9 protein-coding genes and 1 tRNA gene are annotated in these 18,079 nt (G+C 37.0%); 8 read left to right on the top strand and 2 right to left on the bottom strand.

Translation table 11 applies throughout. The features are described 5' to 3' along the window. Positions 1-3: 3 nt before the first annotated feature. Positions 4-9,147: an HYR domain-containing protein gene (locus AABK36_RS06415; protein WP_309941404.1), complete on the bottom strand. Its 9,144-nt coding sequence runs from the start codon at positions 9,145-9,147 to the stop codon at positions 4-6. A gap of 292 nt (positions 9,148-9,439) precedes the next feature. Between AABK36_RS06415 and AABK36_RS06410 the strand changes: the two genes are divergently transcribed. Continuing rightward, entirely contained in the window at positions 9,440-10,522 is a 1,083-nt protein-coding gene (locus tag AABK36_RS06410; RefSeq protein WP_309941402.1) for a ferredoxin--NADP reductase, read from the top strand. A 270-nt stretch (positions 10,523-10,792) separates the two neighbouring features. Here the strand turns inward: AABK36_RS06410 and AABK36_RS06405 are convergent, their stop codons facing one another. Then, positions 10,793-11,521 carry a hypothetical protein gene (locus AABK36_RS06405; protein ID WP_309941400.1) on the bottom strand — a complete coding sequence of 243 codons (729 nt, stop codon included), beginning with the start codon at positions 11,519-11,521 and terminating at the stop codon, positions 10,793-10,795. Between the two features lie 101 nt (positions 11,522-11,622). Between AABK36_RS06405 and AABK36_RS06400 the strand changes: the two genes are divergently transcribed. The 7 genes from AABK36_RS06400 to AABK36_RS06370 all read left to right on the top strand — a co-directional run bounded on the left by AABK36_RS06400 (position 11,623) and on the right by AABK36_RS06370 (position 18,075). Next, positions 11,623-12,765 (top strand): serine hydrolase domain-containing protein, encoded by a 1,143-nt coding sequence (locus AABK36_RS06400; RefSeq protein ID WP_309941398.1) that lies wholly within the window; start codon positions 11,623-11,625, stop codon positions 12,763-12,765. 79 nt (positions 12,766-12,844) lie between these two features. Beyond that, positions 12,845-12,916: transfer RNA gene (locus AABK36_RS06395), tRNA-Arg, on the top strand. Positions 12,917-13,070: 154 nt separating this feature from the next. Then, the gene (locus AABK36_RS06390; RefSeq protein WP_309941395.1) at positions 13,071-14,225 is read left to right on the top strand and encodes a site-specific integrase; all 1,155 of its coding nucleotides are present in this window, start codon (positions 13,071-13,073) and stop codon (positions 14,223-14,225) included. A gap of 250 nt (positions 14,226-14,475) precedes the next feature. Beyond that, a complete protein-coding gene (locus AABK36_RS06385) occupies positions 14,476-15,462 on the top strand; it encodes a hypothetical protein (RefSeq protein ID WP_309941393.1) in 987 nt (328 codons plus the stop codon). A gap of 2 nt (positions 15,463-15,464) precedes the next feature. Beyond that, positions 15,465-16,220, top strand: a complete 756-nt coding sequence (locus AABK36_RS06380; protein WP_309941391.1) for a toxin-antitoxin system YwqK family antitoxin — start codon at positions 15,465-15,467, stop codon at positions 16,218-16,220. Positions 16,221-16,227: 7 nt separating this feature from the next. Next, positions 16,228-16,962 (top strand): toxin-antitoxin system YwqK family antitoxin, encoded by a 735-nt coding sequence (locus AABK36_RS06375; RefSeq protein WP_309941389.1) that lies wholly within the window; start codon positions 16,228-16,230, stop codon positions 16,960-16,962. Positions 16,963-17,382: 420 nt separating this feature from the next. Further along, the gene (locus AABK36_RS06370; RefSeq protein WP_309941388.1) at positions 17,383-18,075 is read left to right on the top strand and encodes a hypothetical protein; all 693 of its coding nucleotides are present in this window, start codon (positions 17,383-17,385) and stop codon (positions 18,073-18,075) included. Positions 18,076-18,079: the final 4 nt, after the last annotated feature.

Genomic DNA, 18,079 nt, shown 5'->3' with positions numbered 1-18,079 from the left:
ATATTATCTGATGATAGTCACAACGCCATTAATCACACGACCTTCTTGATTATTCAAATCCAGCACATAGTAATATGTCGCAACAGGAAGGTCGGATCCATTTCTTGTACCATCCCATTCATCATTGAGTATATCTGTTGTATGAAATATTCTATCACCAAATCTATTATAAATTTGCAACACCGCATTTGGAAAATTCTTCGCTCCAATAATTTCAAAGGTGTCATTGACTCCATCTCCATCAGGGGTAAACACATCCGGAATATCCAAAGCTTCCTCGACTACTATTTCAATTTTACCATAAACCGAGCACTCTGAGTATCCATCCCACCAAGCCTTCAGATCATAAGTAATCGTATTGTCAGGTTTGCAAATTGGATTTTCAATATTCGGGTCATTCAAATACGTCGATGGACTCCATTCAAACCGATTCACTCCGGATGCTTGGGGTCTCAATGTAATTTCATCGCCAAGCCTAACTGTATCGGAAGCAGGTAAACTTATCTTACCCTCCGGCGCTACCGCGACGGTCATGACGCATTCATCCTTTTTTCCTTGGTTGTCCAAGACTGTCCAAGTGACATAAGTAGTGTCTCCAACAGGGTAAAATCCACTAGCATCATCCGTTCCATTAAACGAGTTCTTCACTTCAACAACAGGGCAATTATCATCAATAGTTGGCTTAGGTACATTTACAAAGCTTTCGCATGACTTGATATTATTTGGACAGGTAATCACTGGGCCTTGTTGATCTATTACCTTAACATAAAATACACAAGACCTCATATAAGGACCTGCTTTAGCGTCATACTCGACTTTGGTCACGCCAACAGGGAAGAAATCTCCGGACTTATAATTTGAAGTCACCTCCACGCAACTTACGGTCTTGACAGGCTCCGTCCAATATACGTTTGCTCCGCATTGATCGAGGTCATTATCCACAGTTATCGTATCCACTGGACAACCTGTGATCAAAAGCGTGTCGCGTCCTTGCAAACCTACAAAAACATCTGAAGTACAATAACTTTGATTGCCATAAGCGTCCTCGACAAATAAATCAACCGTATTATCTCCTAGATCTCTGCAATAAAACTCATCCCTGCTCAAACTCACATTCACACTACTACACAAGTCAAATGAACCACTATCGACTTGAGCGGGAGCAAGCATCGCGACTTCCTTATCATTCAAGTAAATCTCTACTTTAGACCTGCACCTAGCAACTGGTGGATTTTGATCAACTACCATGACATCTATGACAAAAACGAATTCAAGCCCATTTTTATCAATTCCTGTCAAAATCACTCGGTGAGAACCTATATCAAACACTTCTCCTGGACTAGGATATTGCTTGACATTGGTCAAGCCAGGGTTTCTATCCACAACTTCCTGACCAATATCCGGCAAAACAATCGTGCAGGAACCTTCCGCTACATAATATGTCTTTTGAGTTTCGAAATCTATGCTATCAAGGTTAAGCTTGATATATGTTTGGCAACTTCCAACATTATTTGACTGGTCAATTCCTTCCAATCGCACGAAGTTATTTCCATGATTTATTGGAGTATTGTACTCCGGTATTTGCGTAAGGCTTATCAATGTACAGTTCTCACGAACATCTTCAGGTTTGAGATATTTCACCAAACTATCTATGAGGTAAATTTCATCATTGGCGACTTTAAATTCAACGGGAGGAGGACAAGTAATTTTTGGAGCGATAGTGTCAAACACATAAGCTACAGCTGATCCTGAAGATGAACTTCCTGATTCATCCATAGCAGTCAACTCAACGTTATTGGCACCAAGATCATCGCAATCAAAATCATTCTTGCTCAATGTCAAATTCAATTGCGCCGAGCAATTATCAAAAGAACCATCATCAATCTGGCTAGTCGCTAGCAAGACCATGCCATTATCATCTAAATATAGTTTTGCATTCTTTGTAATCACTATTGGAGATATCGTATCCAATACTGAGACTGTTCCGCTACAAGAAGTGGACTTTCCAGAAGGATTTGTCACCAATAACAACACATTCTCAGAGCCTCTGTCACTACATTCAAAACGAGATTTGGATACAGAAAATACTAATTCTGAAGGATCATAGCATGGATCAAAAGAACCATTGTTTAACAATAACGGATCCAATACTCCTTTGCCATTTTCATCCAAATAAACGTCAGCAGGCTTGCACATCGCTACAGGAACAGAATATACATTTAAAGGCACAAAACAACCAACTCTATTACCAGAAGGATTCACTCCTGTTACATGAATTTGGCTTTTGCCTACGCTAATAAGATCTCCAGCGGCTGGAGTTTGTTCAACATCAATAAGCAACGGGTTTTCATGCATAAAGACTCCAGTAATATCAGGAACCGGGGCTTGGCAATTTGCACCAGATTGTTCCACATCAACCGATGGCGGACAAATCACAGAAGGATCAAATACCTGAATGTATATTTCACACATTGCTTTCTTTCCATATATGTCTTCAGCTTCAACTTCAACTACATGAGTTCCCAAACCTACAATAGTTCCCGCAGCAGGACTTTGCGTCACACTTAGTAAACCACAATTATCTGTTGCCTTTGCAACATCAGGAATTGGATAAGTCAAGGTAACAGGATCCGCTTCAAAACTCATCGTCACACCGCAATTTTCAATTTCAGGGGGAGTATTATCCCTTACAAGAATATTAAATTCGCAAATCGCCACAGGATTCGCAGGGTCAATGCCTGCCACATACCTGACTGTAGTCACACCTACTGGAAATTCATCCCCCGGGCTATAATTGCTTGTGACTCTCAACCCAGCGCAGGCTGTAGATAGTGTAGGTGGAGTCCAGAACACTTTCGCAGAACATTTACCCGCGTCCGTATCGCTTATCACTATGTCCCCAGGACAAGATTTGAATACCGGCTCCGCCATTGTTGATACTACCGTAGAACTGTAGCAGTAAGTTGGAGCATCCTCCAATGTATACCTTACTCTGTAGATAACATTTTCTTTAGCATTGGAAATAAAGCCGGTCGCAGGATCAATAATTTCTCCTTCAGAAGGCGGAGAGTCAAATGAAAACAAACCTCCCGGGGTAGCCACTTTGGATGGCATGCCTCCACTTGCCGCGCAAAAATCTGGAAAATCAAAGCTCGAGTCACCTATCGGCAGAACCCTTACTTGATTTATCATCTTATCAGGGCATGGTTGCGGAGAAGTATAAGAGACAGTATACGTCTCTCCTGGCCTAGCATTGCTTATCAAACCGGTTGTTTCATCAATCGTCGCTCCATCCCCCGGCATTACAACAAACTCAAATGTTCCTCCAGCATCTCCTGTCACAATGGCTGGGACAGGCTTGTCAGCACAAAAGCTCGGGTAGTAAAAACTAGGATCCGACTTAGCCAAAACCAACTCCTCTTCAGAAGAGCTATTTGGACATTCCGAACTTGGAGCCCCATCAGTTTCATAAAAAACGAAAAATACATTCCCTACAATGTAATTGGTGACTTCCCCTGTTTGAGAATTAATTTGCGCGCTTCCAGTAGGATCGTTAATTGAAAAAGCACCTCCAGGCAACACCACATAAGCAGGCACAATAGGATCTCCATCACAATTTCTTCCATAAGTAAAAGCAGCGTCATCCAAATTCTTCACTTTTACAGACACCTTGCTGCTATCAGGACACATTCCATTCGTTCTATATTGAACTACATAAGTCGCTCCTTCTTCCTCATTCGATATTTGCCCAGTAGATGGATTTATCATAGCTCCTCCAGCGACAGTGCCAACAAAGCTAAATGTACCTCCCAACGTTACTATGTCTGTCGGTTTGTTTTCTTCTCCAAAGCAAAAATCATTGAAATTAAATCCAGGATCCTCCTTGGCTACAATTCTCACTACCACAGGCTTGACAATAAAACATCCAAATGAATTTTCCACTCTGGCATAATATGTTCCACTAATACTAACCGTCATGGCATCGGCATCAGGAATCATATTTGTGTCCGATTCCGCATCATTGAGTGTAGGATAAAAATGAACTTCATCTGTTGTCATTACACTCAAAAATAAATCAACCGTGTTCGGTTCGCAAATTGGATCCGGATTCACCACCACTGCCATCGGCAATTCGTTTTCAATAACATTAACAGGCTTAACATTTGAGCAATTAGTATTTATATTCGTCGCTCGAATATAATAGATTCCTCCCGTCACTTGTGTTGGATCCGGCACGGTGCCAATATTGCTTCCAAGCCATGCATCTCTTTCATTCAAATAATATGCAAATGTCAACGACGATATATCCGGCGTCCCTCTGGTGATATCAGGAGATGTCAAATCCACATATTCTCCAGCGCAAATTGGATCCGGATCGTTAATAACCAAAGCAGGAAAGTCAATTACCGTCAAATCAAATGTAGCAGGTGGAGCAACGCATCCTCCTGAGGAAAGACTATTTGTTATTGTATAAGTATTCGGGCTAGAATTCACTAAATCAATCTCACCTGTCGAAGCATCCACGAAAACCAAACCTGATGGACTAGCTGACAACACTCCAATAGTACCTGTTGAAGGCAAAATATTTTCATGACTTCTGCAATACGAACCTTCCGCATATGAAAAGCTGGCATCAGGCGACTGTATAATATTTATTGTGGAGGACGTTGAAGCATTTGGACAGACTGTGCTTGATGTCAATGAATAAGTAACAATATAAGTGCCTGCCAAACTAGCCGACAAGTCTATCTCTCCCGTGGAAGCATTAATTGACAAGTCTGAACTATTCGCTGTAAATTCGCCACCTGACTCCACAACAGTCGGTGTTGGATTTTGAGCTCCTGTGCAAAACGAAGAACTTGGATAAGAAAATCTAGCATTCAATGAATCCACCAACATCACTACTTTACCGCTTTTGGCCTCTTCACATCTCAAGCTTGACGACTCAACGGTCAAAGTCAGCTCCACTCTCTTAGCAACATAGTCATCATTGGAAAAGTTGTAAGATGTTGTTGCAGAGGTTGGGTCGTCAAATGAACCAGTTCCATTGCTTGTCCACATTGGATTCCCATTGGCAATCACCCCGATAAGATCGATACTAGTGCTTGTATTGCAGACATCAACAGGCGTCACTCCCGCATCAGATTCCGGAGCGCCAATAATATTCAATCTAAATGTTTTTGAAACTGGAGAAGGACAACCTTGCAATGGCTGAAGCGTCAAAGTAATGTTGACAACATTTCCAGCATCTGAAGCTACAGGCGTATAGGTTGGACTCAAAGTATTCTCATCACTCAAAGCACCATCTCCATCGTCAGTCCAAGCAAACGAACTATAATTTTCAGCATGAACTCCAATAAGCTTGTAAGCTTTGTTTGAGCATGTTTCATCCTCCTCAATCGCAAAACTTATCATCGGTTCTCCAACAGATTTAACTTCCACTGGCTTGATTGAATAACAGCCATCCATAAACTCGGCTCTTATATAGTATGTCCCCACCGGAGCATTTTTATATTCCGATTCCGTCAATGGATTAACTTTATTATCAGCGTCACTATAGAGGAAATAATACGACAATTCAATATTCGGCGAACTGCCAGCCGTAATACTCGGATCAGATAAATCAACAGTCCCTCCTCCACAAACTGGATCGGGGTTATTAATTACTAATAATGGATTTTCCAGACACATCACCGGAACTACCATGCTTGAAGGGCAGACACCTTTGGAGGGATCTTCAGGAAGGTTTCTTGTCAAATATTTAACCATATAAGTATCCCCTCCCACTCCTCCTGTTATTTCCCCAGTCACTTGATCTATCGTAGGCCCTGAGATTCCAAGCGTCAACAGTCTGGAGTTCGCAAAGCTAAACAGCCCTCCAGGAGTAGCTATTGCATAAGCTCCATTAGGCTTGGATTCGCAATAATCGTCAAAACTAAAGCTTGCATCATCCCTTGGAACAGAGAATAAACGCACACTGTCAATATTGAAACAACCATTAGTATTGTCCGCTCTTATATAATAATATTTCCCTGTCAAAGTCCCTAGCACATCTGTCGGATCAGGGACTGGATTAATGTTCATAACCGCGTCAGATTGACTCTCAAAATAATCAACCACACCTCCTATCATGGTATCAAAATCAATTTGAATATCCAAAGATGTCAAGTCAAACGACTCTGGAAGGCATTTCGGTTCCGGCAAGCTTCTGATCGTAATTGTTGGTTCCGCCAATTGAATAACTCTAGTTGCCAAAACTGTGGCACATCCATTTTTACCTAACGCATCGACAATGTACATGCCCGCATTGACGATTACTTTTCCTTCAGGATCTGGAAAAATCTCGTGGCTATTGTTAAAATAACGCCTTGTTACCTCGCTCAAATCACCTGTATAGTAACTTGGATCCGCTAAATCTATTCCTCCATCATAAGGACAATAATTTATAATGTCTTGAAGTGTGATTTCCGGGGATTGCAATATTGACAACTGAAAACTATATGAGGCTTCTGGACAACCTGATTGCTCAGGAATCGTGTTTGTCACAACATAATTTCCTGCCAAACTGGTTTTCAAAGTAATGATCCCTGAAGACTCCTCAATGTCAAGCCCTGCTGGTGTGGAGGTAAATAGACCAGCGCTTCCTCCTTCCAAAAATCTTGGGCTAACAGTATTAATTATTCTACCTTGACAATATGATGAAGAACTGTATTCGAATTTCACTTTAGGAGATTCTATAATCTCTAAATCCACTTGAGATTTAGAATTGCAATTCCCTATAGAAACATTATACTCAATAGTATACTTACCTAAATCAGAAGCTGTCAGATTCACCTCACCCGACCTTGGATCTATTACTAACATTCCTCCTGTAAGAGCGGTGTAAGAAAAAACTCCTCCTGTCGTTCCTGAAATTGTCGGTCTTGGGTTCTCAGCTGATTGGCAATATGATCCCAGTGGATAACTAAAGTCGGACGTTGGGTATTCCAAAGCTGTTGACACCTCCAGATGTTCATTAGGACATACCGATACTGGGTTTGATGCCGTCGAATATCTAATTTGATAATCTATATTTTGAACTGCTCCCATGATAATACCCGTATTCCTATCAATTGTAGTCATTCCAATCTGGGTGACAAAAGGTCCTGTTGAACCATTCAATCTAAACGAAAAATCACCACCCTGAACAGTTCCAGAATCAAGGTATGGTTGTCCGTCTTCATTAGCGCAAAAATCCGGATAACTAAATGTAGCCTGATCAATTGGATTGATAATCACATTCACTCCCGCAGGCGCTGTAGACCTGCAACCAGTCAAATTATCCTCTAAAATCATCCAGTACGTCCCTGTGACAGTGACATTCGTAGGATCGGGAACAGGTATCGTCAAACTTTGATCTTCAAAGAAATATTTCGTCAACTCATCTTGATCCACAATATTGGAAGTGTACCTTACCGTATTCAAATCGACTCCTGTCCCCTCGCAAACTGGATCCGGATGCTTCGTAATGGATAAAATCTCAGGCGCTGGCAATGACACAACATCTGATGGCAATACTGTAAAACAATCAGACACTTTATCTTCTCCTCTTACATAATACAAAGCTCCCGGCCTAATATTGCTCGTGTCCACTCTACCCGAACTTCCCCCAGCTATCGCGTCATTTCTATTATAGTAAAGTAAAAAATCATACAACAACTCTTTTTGATCATAGTCTTGAATCATATTCGGAAGTTTTGCTGTATCATTGTCGCAAAGCATTAAATTCAATGTCGCATAGACAGGGTTGCCATCAATCACCAAATTCTCGCTGTGCACAAAACTCTGTCCGCAAGCATTTACAGAATTCGTAATCAAATACGTCGCATCCTTGCTCGCTTCCAAGTCAACGATTCCTTCAGATATATCCGCCCATACTAATCCTGATGGTGACGAAGTGATAACACCCCAAGCATTGTTCGGAGCCAAAATTCTTTGCGTTGTTCCATCGCTATTGCAATATGAACTCTTTGAAAATGAGAATTCCGCACCTTCCACTCTTTCCGTTACACTGACAACTTGCCTACCTACGACAGTTTGAATGCAATTGTTCAATCCATTGACTTTCCTCAACTCCCTAGCGCCCTTAGCCAAATAATAAACGCAACCATCGCTTGGTGAAGCTAAGCCCACCACTTGTCCAGATACATCTACCCGTTCATTGGATTCATAATTTTTAGTAGCGTCATTGAATTTGAATTTATAAATCTGGCTGAGATTGTTATTCACCACATTCGCCACATACATAAATCCATCTTGATCAAATGTCACATCTCCTTCGTTAAATGAAGTTATCCATTGATTATTATAAAGCGCGCCGTAACTCACTGTATTCAAGGAGCGGCCAAAATCATAAGCAGTTGAAGTGATTTTATAATTATCCAATCTGGCTATGGATCTGGAAAAATAAGAAGTTGCTCCAAAGTACAAATTTCCTTCAATATCAAAGCCTAACTGCAAACCTGGCCGTACCGTTTCTCCAACGGCGTAAAACCTGTTATTCCTTAGGTCAATGTACCCCATTCGATCTTGTTCATTCAAAAAATAAAGTCGGTCTCTTACATTTGAAGAGATCGGGCCTAAAGCTATTTGCCCTTGATCGTACTCGCGCGTCTCCGGCCTTGTGGAATTCTCAACAGATATTGGATAGTCGATAAACTTTTGAAGTTGCGCTTTACCATTAATAATATCAGCTTTGAAAACCGCATTATTCGCTGATGTGCTACTCCCGAAATTCGAAATGTATATCTCATCCGCTTGGCTTCCAAAGCCCGAACACATATCGCCATTTGTAATCGTCAAATCAAAGCCGTCAAAAGGGATGCTTTCTTCTCCGGTCGTTTTTTGGTATGTGTAAGAAACTGTATAATCTTGAATCACTGCGTTGGGATGTATGGTAAGGTCTCCCGTCACAGAATTCACTGTTACCCCTTGACCAGAAGGACTGACGGTGAAACTTCCATTTTGCCCTTCAGTAATCAAGCATTTGACGGTCAAATCCGACACAGGCTTGCAATAAGTGTAACCCGAAGGATATTCAAAACCTTGCCCGAAAAGCGAATAAGATATTTGAAGAAGGAAAAATAATGATATGAAAAGTTTTCTCAAGAACATGATTTATAAATAATGCAATTTTATACCACATTAATTAAAATCATTATTTGATTTAATTGTTTCTTCTATATTGATTTTAATAAAAAACAAGACTTGAAGTCAAATTCAAAATTCATTTAATGAAATATTATTTTGTTATATCATTGAATCAAATATTTCAAAAAATAAGTATATTGATCAATAAAGATCAACTGCCACGACAATTTAAAGGCATAAAAAAAGCCAACAAATTATTTTTTATCGTGGTATCTAATAATCAACACATTATATAAAAACTGAATTCCATATGGTATTTTCACTATTCAAGAAAAAAAATAAGCCTACAGACAATAACTCCTCAAATCTTAAAGTTTTGGAAGTTATACAAGAAACGCCAGAAGCGATAAGCTTGATCTTGGAAAACCAAAACAATTGGAGCTACTTGCCCGGACAATTCCTTACTATTGCCGTTCAACCGAATGGAGAAGAAGAAAGACGGTCTTATTCGTTATCAAGTTGCGAAAGCACTGACTCGAATTTGAAAATCTCCGTCAAAAGAATAGATAATGGCTTAGTTTCCAATTATTTGTGCGATCATTCGAAAGCCGGACAAACACTCTCTTGTATGCAACCATCCGGAACATTCACATACAAGCCAGACAATAAAACCAAGAATTTGATTTTCTTCGCAGCAGGAAGCGGCATTACTCCCATTATGTCAATGATTAAATCAGCTTTGCATGATGAATCCAATAGTAAAGTTCTACTGATATACAGCAACAAAACATCTGAAAGCATTATATTCCGCAAAGAACTGGATGAATACGCTGATAAATTCAAAGAAAGATTCACTGTCGTTCACACACTAACCCAAGTATCAGAAGATAGTCATTGGCAAGGCGAAACAGGACGTATAGATGGCTTAAAGATCAAAAAGTATCTAGAACAACTAAGCAGTCAATTCAGCTCTACATATTATATGTGCGGCCCTGCATCCATGATGGAAACGATATCCCAAACACTTGCCGAAATGGGCGTATCGGACGATCAAATCAAACAAGAAAAATTCTTCGCTACGCAGACTGAGTCAATAGAAGGCGACGCTGGTTCCGCAAAAACACATAGAATAGAACTTATTTATGGAGACGAGATGTACGAAGTTCCCGTGGAACCAGGACAAACCATATTGGAAGCATCCCTAGAAGAAGGCGTAAACATTCCTTTTTCATGCCAAAGCGGACTTTGCACAGCTTGTCGAGCAAAATGCAACTCCGGGAAAATCAGTATGAAAAACTCCGAAGCGCTCAGCGAGGAAGAAATAAAAGATGGATATATTCTTACATGTGTAGCATATACCGAATCTGATGGCATTAAAGTCGAAATAGATTAAAATACCCAACTTCAACTCTCTATTCACACTGAATCAAAAAAACTGTATTCTTAACAAAACCATTGCAATACATAGTAAAAGCCTTAAAATCTTACAGGCAGAAATAATCCAGAGTATAAAATTTCGAACAATATGAATACTAATGGCCGAATATTTGAACAAGTATTATCAAATGCATTTTTCAGTCAGAAATAGTGTTTAGTAGTAATACTCATATTTATCGGTGTTTAGTAGTTTAGGGAGGTAAGCTTATAAAGCTTGCCTCTTTTTTTACATGCCATTCATATCTCGGAATCTAAACTTCTTTTGCTCTTGGGCTTTCTTCGCATCATACTCAGCCTTATTTCTCAAGTGAGCAAACAAGTAAAACATCTCCAAAGCGATTTGCTCATTAAGCGATTTCCAGTCCGGATGAACATACTCAAGCTTAGAGCTTGATACTGTAGAAACAGACTCAGATAAAAATTCTTTTGAATTCACATATACGCCCATTGATTCTGGCAAAAACTGGACGATTTCACTGACAAAAACAGGATCCATCATCAATGGCTTTTTTGCTGGAGCATATTTTACTTCGAACCTCGAATAACCGTCGATTTCAGTTTTATAGACAATAAACCCGATTTTTTCAAGCACTTTGACAGCGTCATACTCCATCGACTCTCCATTCTCAGAAGCATACATGATATGCACATTATCAACTTCATAATGATATGAAGCCGTTTCAGCCCATACTTTCAATAGTTGACTTACCGTACTCGATTCTGTATCCAAAAACACCAATACAGGCTTATCACCTCCTTCATAATACTTTATATACTGTCCAATGACCTTCAGGCGAGCATTCGACACTTTACCTACATCTGGATATGATTTTTTGAGCAACTTGACGTAATGGTCAAGATTGGGATAGAGCTTTCTCTCTGTGGTCTCATTTTTGGGGGTCGCAAATATATTATTAATACATATAGAGAATATAAACAGTATTATTTTTATCATAGACAATTTATTTTTACCTTTTTGAATCGAAGAAAATAAATTAGAATATATTAAAAAAATTATTTTTTTTAAACACAAATGCAAAGTTTGACTTGATTTTCATGAAAAAGAACAATAAACTCAGAAATACAATATTCTTATCAGCTCTTGCTTTGGTGATCATCGTATCTCTTTTACCTTTATATGTCAAAAAAGCTCTTTTTTATACGACACCTGACATTGATGATTACAAAATATTCGCAAATAGAGTCATTAAAATAGGCGATTACGAACCTTGGCAAAAAAGCGAAGAATATAACAAACATCAAATTCCCGCTGACAAACTCCACGATATCGAGAAACTTAAAACAGTAGCTTTATTTATCGCTCAGGACAACAAGATATTGCATGAACAATATTGGGATGATTATGATGAAAACTCTATCAGCAACTCTTTCTCAGTAGCCAAAAGCATCGTTAGCTTGATGATAGGAATCGCTGTCGAAGAAGGTAAAATCGAAAGCATAGATGATCCCGTCGGCAAATATGTCAAGCATTTCAATAGTGAGAAGAACATGAAGCTCACTATCAAAGATCTTTTGACCATGAGTTCTGGGCTGAATTGGGATGAATCTTATTCAAGTCCTTTTTCTCTAACTACAGAAGCTTATTATGGAGACAGCCTACCCAAGCTTATCAACCAACTTGACGTAGTCGAAACGCCCGGAAAAACATTCAAATACCTCAGCGGAAACACAGAACTTCTTGCCATGGTATTAAGCGAAGCAACCGGCAAAAACATCTCCGATTACATGTCTGAAAAGATTTGGTCAAAAATAGGCGCGCACAACGACGCGTTATGGAGTCTTGACTCGGAAGGCGGATTTGAGAAAGCTTACTGTTGCTTCAACTCCAATGCTCCCGACTTCGCAAGAATAGGCCAACTGGTATTGAACAAAGGAAGTTGGAAAGGACAAAGAATCATCAGCGAAAGGTATATTGAAGAGTCATTCACAGCGGCAAGCTATCTGAAAGACAAGCACGACAAGCCTGTCGATTTCTATGGACTTCAGTGGTGGATCGCAGAATACAAAGGACATAAAGTCCCCTACGCCAGAGGGATTCTCGGGCAATATATAATCGTTATTCCTGACAAGCAGGCGGTTATCGTAAGACTTGGTGAGAAAAGATCAAAAAAGAAAATCGATCATCATCCAACAGATATTTTCACATATTTGGACATCGCATTTGGCATGCTTAAATGATAACTTCGCAAGTTTTAAAAATCTTCTTTAAAACTTGCCTAATGATATATTTTCAGTAATTTCGTGATCCCAAAATAATGGCCTTGTAGTTCAATGGATAGAATAGATGTTTCCTAAACATTAGATCTAGGTTCGATTCCTAGCGAGGCTACAAAATTAATCCACTTAATTATTCAAATTGCACCAAAAATTAAGGTAATCTGGTTCTCTTTTTCCTCATAAAGAGATTACAACCACCATATTCAAACCACTTATCTCTAAACAATTAATTTTTCTAGAGTAATAAAATGAATCTTAACCTTAATATGTGGTTACGTAAAGACCGTCTATCCAATGACGGAACGGCACCATTATACTGCAAAATCAATTACCAAGGACAAATCACAAAAATATCAACCGGACTAAGAGTAAAACCCTCTCATTGGATCAGCAAAGGAGACGGACTTATCACAGGCATGAGCGAATTAGCTGAATCTGGAAACCTTATCCTACAAAATCTTAGAGCCAAGCTTTACAAGATATATCTTAACCTTGAACAACAAGAAAAAATCATCTCTTCCAAAATCATAAAAGAGATATACGAAGGCAAAAGAAAGGTCAATTATAAACTTATAGAGGTATTTGATATATACCTTGAAATGAGAATGAGTGAAGGCTTGGCTGACTCAACACTAAGAAAGCTAAAAAACACAAGAAAAAACCTTAGTCACTTCCTTGAGCATACAAACAGTAAAAATATACTTACTGACAATATCGAAAAATGCTTTGCTAATACCCTCTCCAAGTATCTCAGAGCAGATTGCAATATCAGCCATGATCAATCAATAAGAATCATCAACCAAGTCAAAGCTTCGCTTGAGCATAGCTTCAATATGGGATACATAGAATCCAATCCTTTAAAGAGCTTTACAGAAAAAATTAAAAATCAGAATCCGGAAATCAAATATCTGGATGATGAAGATATGGGTAAAATCAAAAAAGCCGAATTCGAACTGGAAAAGCATGAACGAGTAAGAGATCTGTTCATGTTTCAATGCAAAACAGGCTTAGCTTACTCCGATCTTAAAGAGTTCAAGCCCCAAGAGCATGTAAAAGTAAGTGATAAAGGAGCATATATTCACATTCGCAGAATGAAGACCAATACGCTTTGCATCATCCCCCTACTGCCGGATTCTATCACGATACTAGACAAATATAAAGATGAATTACCCATCATTAGCAATCAAAAGTACAATGAATATCTTAAGGAGCTTGCAGAAATATGCAATGTCAAAACAGTACTTACGACACATACTGCTAGAAAAACTTATGCTACATGGTTATTAAACAAAGGCGTAAGTGAAGTTACAGTAATGAAAGCCTTAGGCCATACAGATCTGAAGACAACTATTAAACATTACTCAAAGATTCTCCCAGACAAAGTAATCATTGATGTAAGAGAAGCATTAGACTTGATGTAAGCCTATTTTCAACCCCTCCCACACCCTCTCAATTCATTCTCATTTATTAGCATAATCATACGCAGTTTCGTGATTGAAATCTGATGCAGGATTGTAATGTTTTATCAATCTTATAATACTATAAATTGATAAAATGAATTTTCATGTTACAGTAAAATATAATATTTTAGCGAAATAATTATCTCAACAACACTAACTCTCAATGAAAGACCTATACAAAGGACAAAACAACAACCTCATTGCTCAAAGAATGGCTGATGAGGAAATGAAAAAACGTTGGATTGAAAAGCAAAAACAAAAAGAATCTCAAAACACTGTTCAAGCAAAAAAATCTAATAATTCCAATTCAATTAACTTGAACACATTTACAAATGAAATGCCTGCTCAACTCCAAACAAAAGGTAATGGAGAAAGAAACAATGGTAATTCCTCAAACTTTGAAAGCTTTGAAAAGACTCCTCCTCCTCCAGAATCCTCTGTTTACACGGAGCATATGCAAGAATTCTGGAGACAACAATATGAAGGAAAAGGCTCTGAAGAAGATTGGGCAACTTTAAGAGAACTAGAGTCAATGCCTTTTAACATGGAATTAATTAATCAACACGCCAAATACAGTGATAAAGAAATCATTGAAAGATATGGAATCAGCTCAAGGCTACACGATGATTATATTAAAGCTAGATTAGGAATTCTAGCTGATGATTACATACTAAATAATCAAAAAGTTGAAAGTGTTAAAACATATTTACGATTCAAGCTTGTCGATTATCTAAATAGCTTTCTAAAAGCCAACAAACAACCTACATATGAAGAAGCCTATGATTTCATGTCAAAGTTTGGACCGGGCCCAATGGAAGCAATTGGTATAGCCAAAATTAATCATCATGTCATTATTGACGAAATTCTATTTTCATTTCAATCAAGAGGAAAATTAAAGACATTATATCCTAAAAGCTTAAATGAGATTATATCACACCCAGTAAATATTGCCCATGATGCTGTAAGTAATAAAGGAGTAATTAACAAAGCTTATACAAATGCAAAAAATAGATTAAAGTCAGATATTGAAGTTGATACAGTAATGACAAACAGACACCATACAATACTAAACCCTGATTTATCAGAAAGGTATTTCACTGAATATGAAGTTAAAAACAATGAAATTGTTGTAAAAACATTATATCGAGAAGGATTTTTTAATCGATTTGGAGATTATCATGAAACTTTACCTGAATAAACATGCTTAATTTTAAATATTTATACATTATACTATTCTTTACGCTTTTCTCTTGTAAAGATACTACTCATAAAAATGTCATTAAGGATCATTGGCCAAATGGTAATCTTAAAACACTAATTGAATTTGATCACGATAACAAAGACTTCTCAACAGTTTCATTTTACAGAATGAATGGTTCAATATCTAAGAGCTTTCAAAGGTATAAAAACATGACACATGGCCTTTATCAAGAATATACTTCAAATGGTGATCTATACAAAAAATTAAAATATAAATTTGACATCCCTGTCGATTCTGCATTTATATATGATACCGCTTCTAGTCAATTAAGCTTAAAAAGGGTATTCATAAATGACACTTTAGGCTTAAATAAAAACCTAAAACAAATTTTCTACAATCAAAATGGAAAAATTGACATACAAAGACTTTCCCCACTAATTAATACATACATTCCTAAAAATAAACTTGCGACAGTAGACAAACCCTTCTCAATACACTTTTCTTTTATTGACCATATTCCTGATACTGGAAAAGTATACCTTATTAAATTAACCCCAAGTAATGAATATCAAAATAGCTTTTTTTCAGACACAATCACATCAACAGATTTCACAGGAAGACATGGAGAATTAATGATTCCCAAAATTGACAGCACTTATAAATACTTTTCCTTAAAGTTTAAACTACCTTCTAATTTTGGACAACTAAATAATACTACATTTTTCGATTCATTGATATTTTTTAAGCCAGAATGATTCCAATATGAAACAAATTTTCACACTACTAATTTTCATTACCCTTGTTCAATGTAGTCACAAAAAAGAAAAACATATTGAAATCGAATACTGGCCAAATGGCAATAAAAGAGTTGAAGTACATCAAGATTATGAAGGAGCTTTAGACGCCGAAGTATTCATATTCAAAAAAAACGGATCGCTACACAAACACTTTAAAATGCATGATAGCGTATATCATGGGTATTATAATGAATTCGCAGGAAATGGGAATTTATTGTTAAGTATGAATTATAAAAATGACGTTCCAATTGACTCAGTAATTCTATATGATACAACTAATAATAATCAGCAGATACGCAGAATAACTATCCATGATGATTTAGGCTACAATAAAATTCTTAAAAAAGTATTTTATAAAAATGATTCTATCACTAAAGAAATCATAAGACCATTTCTCAGCACTTATAAATCAAAAACAGCAAAAATTGGAGAGCCTTTTATAATCAATTTTTTTTTCATAGATAGCATTAAAAATCCTTTAAAAGCTTATTTGGTAAAAATGGAATTAGATGAAAAAACTAAAAATAAAATGACAAATTATAAAATTGTTGATTCTCTAGAATTTAAAGGAAAAGAAGACGCTTTCTTCATTCCAAAAATCGACAGCACCTATAAGTATTTTTATATTAAATTCAACGCAGAGCTCAACGTTGGCTCACTAAATAATTCTATTTTTCCAGATTCATTAGTCTTTGATTAATTTATTTCACCATATGAGAATACACTCTCATGGCGAATAAACAGAAACGTAAGTGAAATTACAGTAATTAAAGCCTTAGATCATACAGAGCTGAAGACGATTATTAAGCAATACTCAAAGATTCTCCCAGACAAAGTATTGATATAAGAAAAGTATTAGGCTTGATGTAAGCCAATTCTCAAACACTCCCTCCTTCTCAATTCATTCTCTTTTATTAGTATAATTATACGTAGTTTCTTGATTGAAATCAGACATAGACACATAACAACTATTAACTCAATAAATTGTTTTATAAATATACTTTTCTGTGATTACAAAGTGTCATTAAGAACAACCTATATATAGGAAAGAAGTAAAATGCATTACTTATGATACTTGTTATTACAACACAAACTTTCCTTTGACTACATTTTGAAAAATATGGAAGAAATTATCAATAACCCTTGGGTTACAGGAATTGGAGGAGGAATTATTAGCTCTCTAATTGTATTTTTTGCAACTAGATACTTCTTCGGTAAAAGAGAAAAGAAAGAATATACTCAAAAAATTGAAACCGCAAATAACGAAATATTATATTCAATTAGACCATTAGTAATAGATAAAAAAATTCCTTCATTAAACATACTTTCTTCAGTAATATTAGCAACTGCAAAAAAATATGGAGTTAAAAAAGAGGATTTATATAATGAATATTCTCTATCCAATGACCTTATTAATGAAATTATGGCAAATTCTTTTTTAAGTTCAGATCAAAAAATTGAATTTTGTGAATTATTACAGGGAATGACAGATACTCTTAAAGAAAACAAAGATATTGAAATAATATATTTAAATAAAAAAAATCACTATACTACTAAATATAGTAGTATAGTTCTTTCCCTAATGACATTTGCAATGGTATTAATGTCTATTCTTCTTACGAACAAACTAACAGACTCTGATTCAATCAAATTTTTAAAAGATATTCTTTTCATCACTTCATCGATTAGTATCACTCCAATACTTTTAATGAAATTACTCGATTTAATAAAACGAAAAAAAACTGATCAGGAAGAAAAACAAAATAAAGGGGTAACACAAATCGATAACAAAGAAGAGAAACATGTTGCTTAGAAAA

This window comes from Aureibacter tunicatorum, assembly GCF_036492635.1.
GTDB lineage: Bacteria > Bacteroidota > Bacteroidia > Cytophagales > Cyclobacteriaceae > Aureibacter > Aureibacter tunicatorum.
The sequence above is the reverse complement of the archived record's forward strand: the minus strand, read 5'-3'. Positions and strand labels throughout refer to the sequence as shown.

Bases quoted from the DNA above. Each gene is read 5' to 3' on its own strand.
- AABK36_RS06380 (WP_309941391.1), top strand. From the start codon at position 15,465: ATGCTTAATTTTAAATATTTATACATTATACTATTCTTTACGCTTTTC.
- AABK36_RS06370 (WP_309941388.1), top strand. From the start codon at position 17,383: ATGGAAGAAATTATCAATAACCCTTGGGTTACAGGAATTGGAGGAGGA.
- AABK36_RS06410 (WP_309941402.1), top strand. From the start codon at position 9,440: ATGGTATTTTCACTATTCAAGAAAAAAAATAAGCCTACAGACAATAAC.
- AABK36_RS06400 (WP_309941398.1), top strand. From the start codon at position 11,623: ATGAAAAAGAACAATAAACTCAGAAATACAATATTCTTATCAGCTCTT.
- AABK36_RS06390 (WP_309941395.1), top strand. From the start codon at position 13,071: ATGTGGTTACGTAAAGACCGTCTATCCAATGACGGAACGGCACCATTA.
- AABK36_RS06375 (WP_309941389.1), top strand. From the start codon at position 16,228: ATGAAACAAATTTTCACACTACTAATTTTCATTACCCTTGTTCAATGT.
- AABK36_RS06385 (WP_309941393.1), top strand. From the start codon at position 14,476: ATGGCTGATGAGGAAATGAAAAAACGTTGGATTGAAAAGCAAAAACAA.
- AABK36_RS06405 (WP_309941400.1), bottom strand. From the start codon at position 11,521: ATGATAAAAATAATACTGTTTATATTCTCTATATGTATTAATAATATA.